Annotated in this window: 15 protein-coding genes; 13 read left to right on the forward strand and 2 right to left on the reverse strand. The window is 36.0% G+C overall.

Features of this window, described 5'->3' with window-relative positions:
- Positions 1-14 precede the first annotated feature (14 nt).
- The gene (locus tag ABH959_RS07275; protein ID WP_204354038.1) at positions 15-1,256 is read right to left on the reverse strand and encodes a nucleotidyltransferase; all 1,242 of its coding nucleotides are present in this window, start codon (positions 1,254-1,256) and stop codon (positions 15-17) included.
- 153 nt (positions 1,257-1,409) lie between these two features.
- On the opposite strand from ABH959_RS07275, the gene ABH959_RS07280 reads away from it, so the two are divergent.
- From ABH959_RS07280 to ABH959_RS07290, 3 genes are all read left to right on the forward strand, one after another.
- On the forward strand, positions 1,410-1,910 hold the full coding sequence (locus ABH959_RS07280) for a YceD family protein (protein ID WP_002014753.1): 501 nt from the start codon (positions 1,410-1,412) through the stop codon (positions 1,908-1,910).
- A 61-nt stretch (positions 1,911-1,971) separates the two neighbouring features.
- On the forward strand, positions 1,972-2,145 hold the full coding sequence (gene rpmF / locus ABH959_RS07285; RefSeq protein ID WP_001984764.1) for a 50S ribosomal protein L32: 174 nt from the start codon (positions 1,972-1,974) through the stop codon (positions 2,143-2,145).
- A 130-nt stretch (positions 2,146-2,275) separates the two neighbouring features.
- Positions 2,276-2,782: an RsfA family transcriptional regulator gene (locus ABH959_RS07290; protein ID WP_002066865.1), complete on the forward strand. Its 507-nt coding sequence runs from the start codon at positions 2,276-2,278 to the stop codon at positions 2,780-2,782.
- 33 nt (positions 2,783-2,815) lie between these two features.
- On the opposite strand, the gene ABH959_RS07295 is transcribed toward ABH959_RS07290, so the two are convergent.
- A complete protein-coding gene (locus tag ABH959_RS07295) occupies positions 2,816-3,289 on the reverse strand; it encodes an N-acetyltransferase (RefSeq protein WP_002014751.1) in 474 nt (157 codons plus the stop codon).
- Positions 3,290-3,584: 295 nt separating this feature from the next.
- Between ABH959_RS07295 and panE the strand changes: the two genes are divergently transcribed.
- The 10 genes from panE to spoVE all read left to right on the forward strand — a co-directional run bounded on the left by panE (position 3,585) and on the right by spoVE (position 17,233).
- Positions 3,585-4,472 (forward strand): 2-dehydropantoate 2-reductase, encoded by an 888-nt coding sequence (panE, locus tag ABH959_RS07300; RefSeq protein ID WP_002066866.1) that lies wholly within the window; start codon positions 3,585-3,587, stop codon positions 4,470-4,472.
- Positions 4,473-4,551: 79 nt separating this feature from the next.
- Positions 4,552-6,168, forward strand: a complete 1,617-nt coding sequence (gene bshC / locus ABH959_RS07305) for a bacillithiol biosynthesis cysteine-adding enzyme BshC (RefSeq protein WP_033707127.1) — start codon at positions 4,552-4,554, stop codon at positions 6,166-6,168.
- A 366-nt stretch (positions 6,169-6,534) separates the two neighbouring features.
- On the forward strand, positions 6,535-7,467 hold the full coding sequence (rsmH, locus tag ABH959_RS07310) for a 16S rRNA (cytosine(1402)-N(4))-methyltransferase RsmH (protein WP_002014746.1): 933 nt from the start codon (positions 6,535-6,537) through the stop codon (positions 7,465-7,467).
- A gap of 15 nt (positions 7,468-7,482) precedes the next feature.
- Positions 7,483-7,845, forward strand: a complete 363-nt coding sequence (gene ftsL, locus ABH959_RS07315) for a cell division protein FtsL (protein ID WP_002014745.1) — start codon at positions 7,483-7,485, stop codon at positions 7,843-7,845.
- Between the two features lie 22 nt (positions 7,846-7,867).
- The gene (locus ABH959_RS07320) at positions 7,868-10,018 is read left to right on the forward strand and encodes a penicillin-binding protein (protein ID WP_483862346.1); all 2,151 of its coding nucleotides are present in this window, start codon (positions 7,868-7,870) and stop codon (positions 10,016-10,018) included.
- Between the two features lie 81 nt (positions 10,019-10,099).
- Complete coding sequence (locus ABH959_RS07325) at positions 10,100-12,016, forward strand: stage V sporulation protein D (RefSeq protein WP_002014741.1); 1,917 nt, start codon at positions 10,100-10,102, stop codon at positions 12,014-12,016.
- A 210-nt stretch (positions 12,017-12,226) separates the two neighbouring features.
- On the forward strand, positions 12,227-13,702 hold the full coding sequence (locus ABH959_RS07330; protein WP_002066869.1) for a UDP-N-acetylmuramoyl-L-alanyl-D-glutamate--2,6-diaminopimelate ligase: 1,476 nt from the start codon (positions 12,227-12,229) through the stop codon (positions 13,700-13,702).
- A 22-nt stretch (positions 13,703-13,724) separates the two neighbouring features.
- Positions 13,725-14,699 carry a phospho-N-acetylmuramoyl-pentapeptide-transferase gene (mraY, locus tag ABH959_RS07335; protein WP_002014738.1) on the forward strand — a complete coding sequence of 325 codons (975 nt, stop codon included), beginning with the start codon at positions 13,725-13,727 and terminating at the stop codon, positions 14,697-14,699.
- Positions 14,700-16,052: a UDP-N-acetylmuramoyl-L-alanine--D-glutamate ligase gene (murD, locus tag ABH959_RS07340; RefSeq protein ID WP_002066871.1), complete on the forward strand. Its 1,353-nt coding sequence runs from the start codon at positions 14,700-14,702 to the stop codon at positions 16,050-16,052.
- A gap of 89 nt (positions 16,053-16,141) precedes the next feature.
- Positions 16,142-17,233, forward strand: coding sequence for a stage V sporulation protein E (spoVE, locus tag ABH959_RS07345; RefSeq protein WP_002066872.1), 1,092 nt, complete (start codon positions 16,142-16,144; stop codon positions 17,231-17,233).
- The last annotated feature ends 40 nt before the right edge of the window (positions 17,234-17,273 follow it).

Raw genomic sequence — 17,273 nt, forward strand, 5'->3', positions numbered from 1 at the left:
AAGAGAGGTTTTTCTTATAGGAATTTTTTCATTATTTCATCATAACGAATTGGGTGATGCGTTGCGTCTTGTTTTAGCAGTTGTGTCCGCAAAGGTTCTTGCATTATGGAGAAATATACAGCATTTGATTTTCGTTCTATGTCTAAAGTTGGATGTTCGAATGTTTTTGTATGAGTAAGGATTGGGAGTTCTATTTTTTTCTTATTTCTAGAAAGATAAGTTTGTCCTTTTTGTGACATTCCGAGAAGACGGATATACGGCGCATGTTGCTCTATATTTGCTTTGTGTATTTCTTCCTTCGTTGTATTTGTTAAAATATGTGTACAAGCTCTTTGCAATCTAGTCCATGTATAACGTTTTGTTTTTAATGCTTCCATGAATGAATAGAAAGATGAACTGTTTTGTATTTTTGATAAAATACGATGCTCTAAACCTTCTTCCATTTCATATATATGCTGTAAGTCCTCTGAAGACATCGTCATAAGTTTGTATTTAAAAAATGAAAAGTATTTTTCCCAGTTATGTAACGTCCCGTAGTTTTGCTTGTAGTTTTCTAAAAGAGAAGCAGTCATTTTCGGGATAAAAGGCTCAATAGTTGTAGAGGAACTGTTTTCATTAAATAGCTGTTTGCGAATACTTGTTGCACTTGCAATATGTTGATCGTGAAATGTTTCATCATGATAATGAGAGGCGAATCTTTTTATAGTTTGTGCTTGCATCGAACTGTTTTGTAAGAGAATTGCTTTAATGTACTGTAAGCCTAAAATGTTATTTGGTTGTGACATATCTACGTTTTTTTCGGATGGTAAGATGTGTAGAAAGGCTTCAGATGTAGCTTTCGCATAACTATTACCTGCATTCATAAATTGCTTCACAAGACGATTAAAAGTCTCTTCTTCATTTTTTTGTATAGCGATGGTATTGTAGAAATTTTCAGCTTGTCCATCTTCACTACCGAAACAAATTTCAGAAACACCAAGGGCGTTTAAAATCGAAATTGCGCCATTTGCGAAAGTTTCGGCCTTTTGTGTTGCGAATGCATATGGAAGCTCTACAACAAGGTCTACGCCGTTTGTTAAGGCCATTTTAGTACGATACCATTTGGAGATGAGTGCGGGCTCACCACGCTGCAAAAAAGGACCACTCATAACGGCGATAATAATATCAGACTGTGTTAACTTTTTTGTTTGTTGCACATGATAAGCATGACCGTTATGAAAAGGGTTATATTCAACAACAATACCACTGGATTTTATGGTAATCTCTCCTTTCGATGTAGCATCTTTTTGGAAAACGTGATAGTCTATATATTATTTCCTATGATGACTTCATTATAGTGTAAAGAAAAAACATTGACAAATATAAAATGGCTAGCTATAATTTTGTTTGTTGCCTTGAGGTGATATGATATGAAATGGTCCATCCATCAATTGAATAAATTGAGAAATAAAGGATTGACATTAAATGAAATGGTAGATGTAAGTGAGCTAAAAGAGGTCGAGAAAGATATTCGTGAAATTAATCCTGCTCATGTAACAGGAAGAGTTGATTTTGGCTCCGGTAAGTTTACGTTTCATCTACATATAACTGGAAGCATGGTTTTACCATGTTCTCGCTCTTTAGTAGATGTGACATTACCATTTGACATTAAAACAACTGAGGTGTTCCAAACTTCGGAAGAAGAATTTGAAACAGAAGCTGAAATTCATTGTTTAGAAGGAGAAGTACTTGACTTACTGCCCGTAATCAAGGAAAATATACTTTTGGAGATTCCAATGCAAATTTTCAGTGATGATGTTTCTGGTGGAGCACCGATGCAAGGTCAAGACTGGCAAGTGATTTCGGAAGAAAACAAAGAAAAGACTGTTGATCCACGATTAGCAGGACTTGCAAAGTTTTTTGACAAATAATCGGAAGACTGGTTTAGGCCTTCATATGAAAATAACTATTTCTTTTAAGGAGGTGGGAAGAATGGCTGTACCTTTTAGAAGAACTTCTAAAACAGTAAAAAGAAAGCGTCGTACGCATTTCAAATTATCAGTACCTGGTATGGTAGAGTGCCCAAGCTGTGGTGAAGCGAAATTAGCTCACCGTGTATGTAAAGCATGCGGTACTTACAAAGGTAAAGAAGTAATCAGCAAGTAATTGCGGGGAAATAAACGTAGAAGATATCTTCTACGTTTATTTTTTTTTGTCTTATTCTTTATTTGTTGTATTCTATCTTTTCTAGTAACTGCATATGCTTAATAAAAAATGCATAGGGAGGACTAGAGAGATGGCGACAACAAGACAAGATGCTTGGACTGATGATGAAGATTTGCTTCTGGCAGAAGTAGTACTCCGGCATATTCAAGAAGGTGGAACGCAACTTTCTGCCTTTAAAGAAGTGGGGAGACATTTGTCTCGCACACCAGCAGCATGTGGATTTAGGTGGAATTCTTATGTTAGAAAGCAATACAAAGAACGTATTGAAGAAGCAAAGCAACTTCGTAAAGTAGAAAATTATGAAGTGAAAGAGACAAAGGTATTAGAGCCTACATCAATTACATTGAATGATGTTATTGAATTCTTGCGAAATTATAAAGATGAAAGCTCTTTAATGGTGTTGCAACAACAAATTGAATCGTTACAAACAGAGAAAGAACGTCTTCTGGAGCGATTATCAGTATATGAGGAAGAATATAGAACATTACTTGATTATATCGATCAAAAAAGAAGTGTAATGGTAGCGGAAAGAAATGGCGCTCGCTCGAATGGAGAATTAGAAAAATTAAAGAAATAAAAACAGCTGCGTAACAGCTGTTTTTTTTGTTTCTTATGCAGATTCTTCGTTTGTAATCGCATTCGAATTTGTTTCTGGATGCCAAATATAAAAATCACCATCAGTTACTGATACTGGCTGGAAACTTAATTTATCCCAAAAACCAGATGACTGGATACGTGCTATCGTTTTAATTGGGAATTGTAGTTGTTTCGCATAATTAACAAGCATTTGTCCGAATCCTTGTTTTTGAAAAGTCGGCAATACTTCAAGTTTATAAAGTTCTAGGTAAGTACCTGTAATTTCAAATGGTTCCCCGCCGTTCCTTTTCATATATAGACTCATACGTGCGATTAGTGATCCTCCATAATAAATACCGTAAAATGGAGACTCACTATCATTTTCAATAATGTTTGCTTGTAATTCTTCCAACATGGATAGTTCTTGAGCTCCGCACCCTTTGAATTTTTTAAATTCATCTAATGTTTTATAATTGATGAGCAAGCGTTCAACTTTTGGGAATCCCATTACATCACGTCCTTTTCTTATCTTGTTGAATGCAGAAAAGTTAAAATATTTATAATAATATTATAACTCATTTTTAAATTTTTATGAAGAAGATAGAATATTTCTTTCATTATTTTTTTGAGGATTTGCTAAACTAAGAATAGAACTATGTATATAGGTAGTATATACGTAGTGAAAGAAGAGGTTGCATTTGTTAAAAGATAATTGAATCCTCAACTATGTAATTGTAATTTAATAAGATATAAAGGGGGAAAGGCAAGGGAACTTATATCACTTGTTAATATGAGTTCTTTGTGTGAAGATGAAAATTGGAATTGTTGGACCGGGAGCTATTGGTCTCCTATATACATTTTATTTACAAAAAAGTAATCAAGATGTTACGTTGTTTACAAGAAACGATAAGCAAGCAGAAGAATTAAACTTAACGGGTGTAACTTGTATTAGGAATGGAGAACGTGAAACGGTATTTCCATCTATTTTACCGATAGAAAGTATGCTGGATAAACAGTTAGATTATATATTTATTGCTGTAAAGCAATATCATGTAACTGATATATTACCTTTTGTGCAGGGAGAATCGTCATTAATCTTTTTGCAAAATGGAATGTCACATCTTCACGTTATGCGAAAAATAGGAAATGAACGTATAGCAGTCGGGATTGTGGAGCATGGTGCAAAAAAAGAGGATGGACATACAGTTCGTCATACTGGAATAGGTGTTACAAAGTTTGGTGTAGTGCGTGGTCAATCTAGTTGTTTTAAAAAGGTATTTAATTGTTTTCCTTTTGATTATTTTCCGATTCAGATAGAAGATGATTGGAAGGGGATTATGCGTAATAAATTAGTAGTCAATGTATGTATTAATCCGTTGACGGCATTATTACGGGTTGAGAACGGGGAGTTAATTTCAAACCCGCTTTTTTATCAAATGATGGAGCAAGTATTTCAGGAAGTTGCATTTCTTGTTAAAGAAGAAGATAAGGAAATGCTATGGAAAATGGTATGCCAAGTATGTGAAAAAACATCCCATAATACTTCATCTATGTTAGCGGACGTAAGGGCGAATAGACAAACGGAAGTTAATGCAATTGTTGGATATGTATTAGAAGAAGCTGAGGAACAACAACAATCTGTTCCGACACTTCGATTTTTGTTCAATGCAATAAAAGGAATGGAATTATAAGTGTTTTTCTTTGCTTTTACGTGAAACATTGAATACAATGTGGGTTGGTGAGAGAACAGGATACGAAAGGAAGAATTATATGGAGATAAAAGAAATCTCTGTTCCACTACAAGGTGTTGTAGCGGACTATATGAACGGTAAAAAAGAGATACAGTCATGTTTTGATTATCTGTTAACAGAGGATGCTTTTAAACAGCGTTTACATGATTTACGTGAGAGAGAGTTTTTCCGTCAAGATTTAGTAACGCATTTATTAGAATATAATACACAATTGCAAGCGGGAGAATTTACAATTCAAAATATAAAAGCGCTTGAAGATGAAAATACATATGTAGTTATAGCTGGACAACAAGCAGGGTTATTAACTGGTCCGCTTTATACAGTTCATAAGATCATTTCAATTTTACAGCTTGCAAAAGAAAAAGAAGAGAGCTTAGGGGTTCGGGTTGTTCCTGTCTTTTGGATTGCTGGTGAAGACCATGATATGGATGAAATTAATCATACATTTGTAACGAAAAATAAAAAAATAAAAAAGACCATTTTTCATGATCGTTATCCGAAAAAGGCGAGTGCTTCTGAGTCTGAGTTTTCTATTGAAGACTGTAGAAAATGGGTCGAAGAGATTTTTAAAACATATCCGGAAACGAATTTTACAAAGGATGTATTACAATTTGTTGATGATGCTTTAGGTAAATCGCATACATATGTAGATTTCTTTGCGCACCTTATTACGAAAATGTTCGCAAATTCTGGTTTAATTCTTGTAGATTCACATCATCCTGCATTAAGAAAATTAGAAGTGCCGTTTTTACAACAAATTATAAGTAAATATAAAGAAATTCAAGTAGGGCTTCGTAATCAACAGGAAGTACTTAAGGGATTAGGATTTAAACCGATTATTGAAACGAAGACAAATGCAGTACATATATTTATGGAAATTGATAATGAGCGAGTATTGCTTGAAGAGAATCAAGGGAAGTTTATTGGAAAAGATGGAGTGCATTCATTTTCGTATGAAGAATTGATGGAAGAGATGGAAAGAAGTCCAGAACGTTTTAGTAATAATGTTGTAACGCGCCCTCTTATGCAAGAATATGTGTTTCCTACGTTAGCGTTTATTGGCGGTCCAGGGGAGTTAGCTTATTGGAGTGAATTGCAACAAGTGTTTCATACGGCAGGTTTCCAAATGCCACCTGTTGTTCCGCGCCTTACAATTACTTATATGGAGCGAGATATAGCGACAGATTTATATGATTTAGATTTGCAAGAAATTGATCCATTTCTAAATAACATAGATAATCTGCGTGACAATTGGCTTTCTAATCAAATAGAGGAACCGATAGACGAGCGATTTATAGAAGCGAAAAAAGAAATAATGGATATTCATACATCATTACAACAATTCGTGAAAAAAATAGATCCAGGGTTAAATGAGTTTGCTGGGAAAAATGAACTGAAAATTAATGAGCAAATTGAACTGTTAGAAAAAATGTTGAAAAGAAATGTTGAGAAGAAACATGAGGTTCAACTGAATAAATTCCGCCGTTTACAATTTGCGCTTCGTCCATTAGGAGCACCGCAAGAACGTGTGTGGAATGTTTGTTATTATTTAAATCAGTTCGGCCTTGATTTTGTTGACCGGGTAATGGAACAATCTTTTTCGTGGGATGGAAAACATCATGTAATAAAACTATAGAATCTTGCTCTTTTGAGCAGGATTTTATTTTTATTCTGTTGAATTAACTGTGAAGTGAAATATTTCTGAATTATCCATCTTATGTTAATGTAATGAATCGCTATGTATCAGGTATATATATATGACAAAATAGCACAAAATGTAAACGGATTATTATCTTTTTCGACAGGTTTTTGTTTAAATTCCCGCAAAAAATGATAAAATTTAGTATATAATAAAATAAAATAGCGATTTGTATAGCGTACTACCTTGTTGGAAGTTAAATGAGTCGTTCTTTAGTAGCATTTCATCCTCTAGTAGTAAATTGTGTTTGTAGAGTGAGAAATGTATTTAACATAATTAATTGGAAAAAGAGTAGGTGCAGCAATGTTCAAACACGTAACAGTACTTTTGAAAGAAACAGTAGATGGCTTAGATATAAAACCGAGTGGTACATATGTAGATTGTACACTGGGTGGAGGAGGACATAGTTCTTATTTACTATCTCAGCTAACAGATGGTGGAAAGTTAATAGCATTTGATCAAGATGAAATAGCGATTCAAAATGCGAAGGAAAAATTTTCTTCTTATGGTGAACAATTTGTAACAGTGAAGAGCAACTTCCGTTATTTATCTGAAAAACTACATGAATTAGGTATTACAGAAGTAGACGGGATTTTATTCGATTTAGGTGTTTCATCCCCACAATTAGATACACCAGAGCGTGGCTTTAGTTATCATCATGATGCACCGTTAGATATGCGGATGGATCAAGATGCCCCATTAACAGCATATGATGTTGTGAACAGCTGGTCATATGAACAACTCGTAAGAATTTTCTTCCAATACGGAGAAGAAAAATTTTCAAAGCAAATAACAAGGAAAATTGAAGCTTATCGCGAGAATAAGGCTATTGAAACGACAGGAGAATTAGTGGAATTAATTAAAGAAGGTATTCCAGCTCCGGCACGTAGAACAGGTGGACATCCTGCGAAGCGAGTATTTCAAGCGATTCGTATTGCTGTAAATGATGAATTAAAAGTATTTGAAGAAGCGTTGGAATCTGCAATTGATATGGTCAAGCCTGGTGGAAGAGTTAGTGTTATAACATTCCATTCTTTAGAAGATCGTATTTGTAAAACGACGTTTAAGCGAAATAGCACAACGCCGCAATTACCACAGGGACTACCGATTATTCCGGATGAATTTAAGCCGAAATTAAAGCTTATTACAAGGAAACCGATTTTACCTTCTGACATTGAATTAGAAGAAAATAATCGAGCGCGTTCTGCGAAGTTGAGAATCGCTGAAAAACGATAAAAAGGAGAGAGAGGTATGACTAATTTAGCTGTAAAGTATAAACAACAGGCGCAAGAAGAGGTACAAATTCAAGCGCCGCCACAGCAGATGGTTAAGCCAAAAGTTAAAACGAAAATTACAAGAATTGAAAAGCTATTGTACGTAACGTTTATTGGATTTTTATTATATGCCTGTGTAGCTTTTATTGGGAATAAAGCGGGCCTATATCAAGTTAATGTAGAAGCAGCGACGATAGAAGAACAAATTGTAAAAAAACAAAAGGAAAATCAAGAATTGCAGGCTGAAGTAGAGAAGTTAAGTCGTTATGAACGTATCGCTGAAGTTGCAAAAAAACACGGGCTAGAAATTAATGCGAATAACGTGAAAGGCCTAAAGTAAGGCAAATAGGTGTGAAGAAAAGATGAAGAGAAATATGACCAAATTTCATACCAATAAGGGAGCAGGTTATTTTATGATATTTTTCCTCCTGCTCTTTTTGCTGTTATTAGCCCGATTTTTTTACATACAAGTAACAGGAACAGTGGACAATCATGATTTGAAAAAACTTGCTGAGCAGAAACATAGTAAAAAAGGAGTTCTCGAAGCGAATCGAGGAACAATTTATGATCAAAATGGTCATGTACTAGCGCAAGACGCAAATTCTTATAAACTTGTAGCCGAGTTAAAAGGAGCTAACGCCGTTAAGGATAAAGGGGATACTGCAAAGAAAATCGCAGGAGTACTCGGAAAAGATGAAGATAAAATTTTAGCTGCTTTAAATAAAGAAGGCAAAAGTCAAGTGGAATTTGGAACATTGGGTAAAGACTTGACGAAAGAAAAGAAAGAACAAATAGAAGCATTGAAATTGCCGGGAATATCTTTTATTACCGAAAATGCGAGAGTTTATCCAAACGGTGATTTTGCATCTTACGTCATAGGTCATGCGAAACCTGATGAAAATGGAATCTCAGTCGGTCAATTTGGCTTAGAAAAGAGTTTGGATAAATATTTAGGTGCTTCTAATGGTGAGGTAGCTTATACAGGTGACCGTAAAGGAGTATCTCTTGACGGTGGGAAAGTGAATGTAAAGGCACCTAAAAATGGAGATAATGTGTATTTAACGCTTGACCAACGTATTCAAAGTTATTTAGAAGACGCAATGAAAGAAGCGAGTAAACATTATGAACCAGAAAATTTAATAGGGATTGTTGCGGATCCGAAGACAGGGAAAATATTAGCGATGTCTAGTAAACCTAGTTATGACCCTAATGATCGTCAAATTAAATATTTCTTCAACGACGCCATTGCAAATGCGTTTGAACCGGGATCAACAATGAAGATTTTCACATTAGCGGCGGCGATTAATGAAGGTGTATACAATGGGCAAGACTTTTATCAGTCTGGTACATATCAAGTTGGTAATCGCAAAATAAAAGATCATAACGGCGGCGCCGGATGGGGTTCTATTACTTTTGATGAAGGGGTAGAGCGATCTTCAAACGTAGCGTTCGCAATTTTAGGGGATCAAAAACTTGGTCCAGAGCGTTTTCGAAAATATATTCACGGTTTTGGATTAGATGAAAAAACAAACATTGATTTATCTGGTGAAGGGTCAAATACAATTTTATTTGATCAACAAATACAACAAGTAACAACGGCATTTGGACAAGGTTCTACAGTTACACCAATTCAACTTGTACAAGCTGCAACAGCAATTGCAAATGATGGTAAAATGATGAAACCTTATACAATTGATAAAATTGTGGATCCAATAACAGGTAAAGTACAGCTAGAGCATAAACCAGAAGAAGTAGGAAAACCTGTTACCAAAGAGACAGCCGCACAAGTAAGGCAATTACTAGAACGTGTTGTTACATCACCGAAAGGAACAGGAACTGCATATAAAGTTGATGGGTATTCAGTCGGGGGGAAAACAGGTACAGCACAAATTCCTGACGGGAAAGGTGGCTATATGACGGGAAGAGAGAATTATATATTCTCATTCTTAGGTATGGCACCGATGGACGATCCGCAACTTGTTGTGTATGTGGCCGTTAAACAACCAAAATTAAAAGATGATGAAAACGGGGCTAAACCTTTAGCTGATATCTTTAAATATGTAGCGAAAAATAGCTTAGAGTACTTAAAGATTAAGCCGAATGAAGTAAAAGACCCGAAAAAATATGTGAAAGAACAACAAACTGTCGTTCCAGATGTAACCGGAAAAACGATGGAAGAAGCGAAAAAAACAATTGATAAAGCAAAACTTCGTCCAATCGTATTAGGTGAAGGTAAAGTGCAGCAGCAAGTGCCAAAAGCAACTGAACAAACATTAAAGGGTGATCGAGTCTTCTTAGTAGGAGATAAGCCTACAATGCCAAATATACAGGGATGGGCACTGCGTGATGTTATGAATTTAGCAAAAACATTAAAGCTTAACTTAAAACCTTCTGGTACAGGATATGTAACGGAACAAAGTGTGGCGGAAGGGACATTGTTGCAACCTGGTACAGAATTAGGTGTAACACTCGTACCACCACTTGAACCGCAACAAGAAGCAGAAAAGCCATAATGGTAATAGGGAAGAAGTTCTAATTAAATAAGTACAAGCATATATTGGAACAAGCTAGGCGTAAGGGAGGCTTGTTCCAATATGCGTGTATCAAATGTAACAGTTAGAAAACGACTTATTTTTATACTTATATCGGGTATACTCATTTTCACCATTATCGATATTCGTCTTGGATATGTGCAATTTTTTCTTGGAAATATGTTAACGGATCGTGCGAAGGATTCATGGAGTCGTAATATTACTTTTGAACCAGAGCGAGGGAAAATTTTAGATCGAAATGGTGTGGAGCTTGCTACGAATAAAAGTGCACCGACCGTCTTTGTTGTGCCGAGGCAAATTGAAAAACCAGCAGAGACTGCAGAGAAGTTAGCTGCAGTATTAGGTGTGGAAAAAGATGATGTTTATAAGCGGATTACAAAAAAAGAATCGATTGTAAGGCTTGATAAAGGCGGAAGGAAAATATCGCATGACAAAGCGAAAGAAGTACGCGGATTAAGTTTAAAGGGTGTGTACATCGCAGAGGATTCTATCCGGTACTATCCATTCGGTAATTTTTTATCACACGTATTAGGATTTGCGGGCAGTGATAATCAAGGGCTTATGGGACTAGAGAAATATTATGATAAAGAGCTAAATGGTGATAAAGGTCATGTGCGATTTTTTGCAGACGCGAAAGGACAGAGAATGCCTAACGTTGGAGATGATTTCAAAAAACCAGAAGCCGGTTTGAATTTAGGATTAACAATTGATTCACGCATTACGAGGATTATGGAAAGAGAAATGAATATTGCGGAATCAACGTATAATCCTGACGGTATGATAGCAATTGCAATGAATCCGAAAAATGGTGAAATTTTAGGTATGTCAAGTCGACCAAGTTTTGATCCAGCAGATTTCCAAAGTGTTTCTCCGGAAGTATATAACAGAAACTTACCTGTATGGAGTACGTATGAGCCGGGGTCAACATTTAAGATTATTACATTAGCTGCAGCCTTGAATGAAAATTTAGTAGACTTAGAGAAAGATACATTTTATGATGATGGGGCAGCTGAAGTTGGTGGAGCTAGATTGCGGTGTTGGAAAGCTGGAGGCCATGGTAGCCAAACGTTTTTAGAAGTAGTTCAAAACTCTTGTAACCCAGGATTTATTGAACTCGGTGATCGTCTTGGTAAAGATCGATTGTTTAAATATATTCGCAATTTCGGGTTTGGACAGAAGACCGGAATTGATTTACAAGGTGAAGGTAGCGGGATTTTATTTAATTTAGATAAAGTTGGTCCAGTCGAGCAAGCGACGACTTCATTTGGGCAAGGTGTTTCTGTTACACCGATTCAACAAGTGGCAGCTGTAGCGGCCGCTGTAAATGGTGGAACTTTGTATCAGCCATATATAGCGAAGGAATTTATTGATCCGAAGAATAATCAAGTTGTCAGCAAAAAGACACCTGTTGCGAAAAGGGAAGTTATTTCCAAGGAAACTTCTGAGAAAGTTCGTTACGCATTAGAGAATGTTGTAGCGAAAGGTTCGGGTAAAGGGGCTTATATTGATGGATATCGTGTAGGTGGAAAAACTGGAACTGCTCAAAAGGTGAAAGATGGAAAATATTTAGATAATAACTATATTGTATCATTTATCGGTTTTGCTCCAGCTGACGATCCGCAAATTGTTGTTTATGTAGCAGTGGATAATCCAAAAGGAGTCACTCAATTTGGTGGAGTTGTAGCAGCACCTATTGTTGGGAATATTCTTCGTGACGCACTTCCTGTAATGGGAGTGGAACCGAGAAAAGAGCAAGTTGAGAAAGAATATAAATGGGGCGATACACCAACTGTGGAAGTTCCAAATTTAATTGGTATGAAAAAGAAAGATTTACAAACGCAACTTGTAGACTTGAAGCTTGATATAAGTGGTGATGGTGGGAAAGTAATTAAACAATCACCAGAAGCAGGAGCTAAAGTAAAAGAGGGTTCAAAAGTTAGAATTTACTTCGGGAATTAAAGGTAACTGATTGTGTTTTATGGTACAATTGGTGGAAGTGAGTTCTTTATAGAAAAATTGCTTTATTTGAGACGATAAGTGTCTCATTAATAAATAAATCTATTGATTAGACTATAGTAGCACTTACCTCCTATTTTTATATAACTAGGAGGTAACGTGTTACTTGCTAAAATAAGAGATAAATAAACAATGTAGAGAGGGTTTAGTGAAATGAAGTTGCATACACTTGTATCATGTTTGCATGATTTTCCAGTTGTTCCAACAGAAAATCCAGAAATAACATCTATTGAAGCGGATTCACGTAAAGTGAAAGAGGGAAGCTTATTTATATGTATGAAAGGATATACGGTTGATAGCCATGACTTTGCTAAGCAAGCAGCCGCACAAGGAGCGGCTGCTATTGTTGCGGAAAGACCAATTGATGTTGACGTTCCAGTTGTACTTGTGAAAAATACTTTTCGTTCGCTAGCGGTTTTAGCTGATTATTTTTATGGCCAACCAACACACAAGTTACATTTAATCGGTATTACAGGTACAAATGGAAAGACAACAACATCGCATATTATGGATGAAATTATGCGCGCACATGGTCATAAAACAGGGCTAATTGGAACGATTAATATGAAAATCGGTGATGAAACATTTGAGGTGAAAAATACAACACCAGATGCACTAACACTTCAACAGACATTTTCAAAAATGGTTGAACAAGGTGTGGATAGCACAGTAATGGAAGTTTCGTCTCATGCTTTAGATCTTGGCCGTGTACACGGGTGCGATTATGATGTTGCAGTATTTACGAATTTAACACAAGATCATTTAGACTATCATAAAACGATGGAAGAATATAAACATGCGAAAGGGTTGCTTTTCGCACAGCTTGGCAATAGTTATCATCATAATCGTGAAAAATACGCTATATTAAACAGTGATGATCCAGTAGCAGAAGAGTATATGAGAAGTACAGCAGCTACTGTTGTAACATACGGTATAGATGTTGCAAGCGACATTATGGCACGAGATATCGTAATGACGAGTGGCGGTACAACATTTACACTTGTAACACCGTATGAAACTGTAAATGTTACGATGAAATTAATTGGTAAGTTTAATGTATACAACGTGTTAGCTGCTACAGCAGCAGGTCTTGTTTCAGGAGTGAGCTTACAAACAATTATTGATGTAATTAAAGAGCTTGCTGGCGTTCCTGGACGTTTTGAAGTTGTTGATGGTGGACAAAATTACACAGTTATTGTTGACTATGCGCATACACCTGATAGCTTAGAGAACGTACTAAAAACAGCAAAACAATTTGCAAAAGGCGATGTATATTGTATCGTTGGTTGCGGTGGTGATAGAGATAGAACGAAAAGGCCAATAATGGCAAGTGTCGCAACCGAATATGCAACTCACGCAATTTATACATCAGATAATCCAAGAAGTGAAGATCCGAAGGCTATTTTAGATGATATGGTAAATGATGTAAATAGGGATAATTATGAAGTAATTGTCGATCGAAAAGAAGCGATACGTTCCGCTATCTCGAAAGTAAAAGCAGAAGATATTATTATTATTGCTGGTAAAGGGCATGAAACGTATCAAATTATTGGTAAAGAAGTTCATCATTTTGACGATCGTGAAGTTGCTAAAGAAGCAATCACGGAGCGTTTAAACAACGAAGTGTAACAGCATGAGAGGAGGACTACATGTGCTTGAACAAGGTTTATTAGTAACGGCTGGGGTAGCATTCTTAATTTCTGTTGCCCTTTCGCCATTATTTATTCCATTTTTAAGAAAGCTAAAGTTCGGACAGAGTATTCGTGACGAAGGACCGAAGTCACACCAAAAGAAATCAGGGACACCAACGATGGGTGGTATTGTCATATATGTATCTATGATGGTGACTACGCTTATTATGGCGATTAAATTTAACAATTTAGGTGCAGAAGTATCATTGTTATTATTAGTTACATTTGGGTACGGATTAATCGGATTTTTAGATGACTACATAAAAGTAGTAAAGAAAAGAAATCTTGGTTTAACATCAAAACAAAAATTGATTGGTCAGCTTGTAATTGCTATTGCGTTCTTTTTAATTGGAAAAGGGCAAGCATTTCACACTTATATCATGATTCCGGGAACTGATGTTAAATTTGAATTAGGTTGGGCGTATTTTGTTCTCGTATTATTTATGCTTATTGGTGGATCAAATGCGGTTAATTTAACAGATGGTTTAGATGGTTTATTATCAGGAACAGCTGCTATTGCATTCGGAGCATTTAGTATTATTGCTGTAGCTCAAGAACAATTTGGGGTAGCGATTTTCTGTATGGCAGTTGTAGGAGCTGTACTTGGATTTTTAGTATTCAATGCGAATCCAGCGAAAGTATTTATGGGGGATACAGGTTCTCTAGCTTTAGGTGGTGCTATCGCAGCTGTAGCGATTTTGTTAAAACAAGAATTGTTACTCGTTATTATTGGCGGTGTATTCGTAGCGGAAACTTTATCTGTTATTATCCAAGTTATTTCGTTCAAAACAACAGGAAAGCGTGTCTTTAAAATGAGTCCATTACATCATCATTATGAATTATGTGGTTGGTCAGAGTGGCGCGTTGTTGTAACGTTTTGGTCTGTAGGATTTTTATTAGCTGTGCTAGGAATTTATATCGGGGTGTGGATGTAATTGAAAACTGTAACTGAATATCAAAATAAAAATGTTCTTGTATTAGGTATTGCTAAAAGTGGTTATGCAGCAGCTACTTTATTAAAAAAATTAGGGGCAAACGTCATTGTAAATGACGGGAAACCATTAGCGGGTAATGTGCTTGCAGCTGAGTTACAAGCGGAAGGAATGGATGTTGTATGTGGTGGGCATCCATTAGAATTGCTGGAGAGAAACATTTCGCTTGTCGTAAAAAATCCAGGAATTCCATATTCTAATCCACTCTTAGTGGCGGCGAAAGAAAAACAAATTCCAATTGTAACTGAGGTTGAATTAGCATATTCCATTTCAGCAGCACCGTTTGTTGGGATTACGGGATCTAACGGTAAAACAACAACGACAATGTTAACGTTTGAAATGTTAAAAGAAGGACAAAAGTACCCAGTTATTGCGGGGAATATAGGTACTGTAGCTTGTGAAGTTGCACAATTGGCGAAGGAAAATGAAGTTGTCGTTACGGAACTTTCATCGTTTCAATTGATGGGAGTGGAATCGTTCCAACCAAAAATTGCAGCCTTTTTAAATTTATTTGAAGCGCATTTAGATTATCACGGGACGAAGAAAGAGTATGGTTTGGCGAAAGCGAATATTTTCAAAAACCAAACTGAAACAGATTATAGTATAATTAACGCAGATGATGCAGATGTCATGGCGTTATCGGCATATAGTAAAGGAAAGAAAGTATTATTTTCGGCGACGAAAATAATTGAAGATGGTGCGTATATAAAAGATAACGCTCTTTATTTTAAAGGCGAAAAAGTAGTTAAAGTAAGTGATATTGTTTTACCTGGTAAGCACAATTTAGAAAATATTTTAGCAGCAATGAGTATTGCTAAATTATTAGGTGTTTCTAATGAAGCAATTACTGCTGTGTTAAAAAGTTTTACAGGTGTAAAACATCGCTTAGAATATGTAACAACGATTAATAATCGTAAATTTTATAATGATTCAAAAGCGACGAATATGCTAGCGACAGAAAAAGCATTATCTGCATTTACACAACCGATTGTATTATTGGCTGGTGGACTTGATCGTGGTAATGAATTTGATGATTTAATTCCATACTTTAAACATGTCAAAGCGATTGTGACATTTGGACAAACTGCACCAAAATTAGTAAGAGCGGCAGAAAAAGCAGGATTAGATGTAATTGAAAGTGTCGATACTTTAGATGATGCAGTAGTGAAGGCGTATGCTCATTCTACCGATGGTGATGTTATTCTTCTTTCACCAGCATGTGCAAGCTGGGATCAATTTAAAACATTTGAAGAAAGAGGAGACATTTTTATACAAGCTGTGCATAAACTTATATAAAGTAAATCAAAACATCAGTAGGCTAACACCTACTGATGTTTTGTTACATAGGGCAAAGGTTCTGCCCAAAGAGGTGGTGTTCATGGGTAATGAAGAAAACGCCTGATTTTATTCTCATCATCGTTACACTTGCATTGTTAACAATTGGAATGATTATGGTTTATAGTGCGAGTGCGGTTTGGGCCTCTTATAAAATGGGGGATTCATTCTTTTTTGCAAAAAGGCAATTGTTATTTGCAAGTCTTGGGGTAGTAGCTATGTTTTCTCTCATGAAAATTGATTATTGGGTGTGGCGTACGTATTCAAAAGTAATTTTACTAGTTTGTTTCGTTCTTCTTATTCTCGTTCTTATTCCTGGAGTAGGTCTCGTTCGTGGAGGGGCGCGAAGTTGGATTGGAATTGGAGCATTTTCTATCCAACCGTCAGAGTTTATGAAATTCGCGATGATTATTTTCTTAGCAAAATTTTTAGCGGAACGACAAAAATTAATTACATCTTTTAAACGAGGTTTACTACCGGCTCTTAGTTTTGTATTTCTTGCTTTTGGGATAATTATGTTACAGCCAGATCTTGGTACGGGAACGGTAATGGTTGGGACATGTATTATTATGATATTCATTTCGGGAGCAAGGGTCTTTCACTTTGCAATGTTTGGTTTGCTTGGTGCAGCGGGATTTGTAGGGTTAATCGCATCAGCACCATATCGAATGAAACGCATTACATCATATTTAGATCCGTGGTCGGATCCGCTCGGAAGTGGATTTCAAATTATCCAATCGTTACTCGCAATTGGACCTGGTGGTTTATTTGGGCTTGGACTTGGACAAAGTAGACAAAAATTTCTTTATTTACCTGAACCACAAACAGACTTTATATTTGCGATCTTATCCGAGGAATTAGGTTTTATTGGTGGTTCATTTGTGTTATTATTATTTAGTCTATTATTATGGCGCGGGATTCGTATAGCATTAGGAGCGCCAGATTTATATGGTACGTTTTTAGCAGTAGGTATTGTGGCGATGATTGCGATTCAAGTAATGATTAATGTTGGTGTTGTAACAGGACTGATGCCTGTTACGGGTATTACTTTGCCATTTTTAAGTTATGGTGGATCAAGTTTGACCTTAATGTTAATGGCAGTAGGTGTATTATTGAATATAAGTCGCCATTCTCGCTATTAAACCCTGTTTAAAAGACAGGGTTTTTCGTGTGTGTGTGAAA

This window comes from Bacillus sp. RC51, assembly GCF_044908115.1.
In the GTDB taxonomy this organism is placed as follows: Bacteria; Bacillota; Bacilli; order Bacillales; family Bacillaceae_G; genus Bacillus_A; species Bacillus_A mycoides.

Excerpts from the sequence above, each read along its gene's own strand:
- ABH959_RS07280 (WP_002014753.1), top strand. The coding sequence starts at position 1,410 with ATGAAATGGTCCATCCATCAATTGAATAAATTGAGAAATAAAGGATTG.
- rpmF (WP_001984764.1), top strand. The coding sequence starts at position 1,972 with ATGGCTGTACCTTTTAGAAGAACTTCTAAAACAGTAAAAAGAAAGCGT.
- ABH959_RS07290 (WP_002066865.1), top strand. The coding sequence starts at position 2,276 with ATGGCGACAACAAGACAAGATGCTTGGACTGATGATGAAGATTTGCTT.
- ABH959_RS07295 (WP_002014751.1), bottom strand. The coding sequence starts at position 3,289 with ATGGGATTCCCAAAAGTTGAACGCTTGCTCATCAATTATAAAACATTA.
- bshC (WP_033707127.1), top strand. The coding sequence starts at position 4,552 with ATGGAGATAAAAGAAATCTCTGTTCCACTACAAGGTGTTGTAGCGGAC.
- rsmH (WP_002014746.1), top strand. The coding sequence starts at position 6,535 with ATGTTCAAACACGTAACAGTACTTTTGAAAGAAACAGTAGATGGCTTA.
- ftsL (WP_002014745.1), top strand. The coding sequence starts at position 7,483 with ATGACTAATTTAGCTGTAAAGTATAAACAACAGGCGCAAGAAGAGGTA.
- ABH959_RS07320 (WP_483862346.1), top strand. The coding sequence starts at position 7,868 with ATGAAGAGAAATATGACCAAATTTCATACCAATAAGGGAGCAGGTTAT.
- ABH959_RS07325 (WP_002014741.1), top strand. The coding sequence starts at position 10,100 with ATGCGTGTATCAAATGTAACAGTTAGAAAACGACTTATTTTTATACTT.
- ABH959_RS07330 (WP_002066869.1), top strand. The coding sequence starts at position 12,227 with ATGAAGTTGCATACACTTGTATCATGTTTGCATGATTTTCCAGTTGTT.
- spoVE (WP_002066872.1), top strand. The coding sequence starts at position 16,142 with ATGAAGAAAACGCCTGATTTTATTCTCATCATCGTTACACTTGCATTG.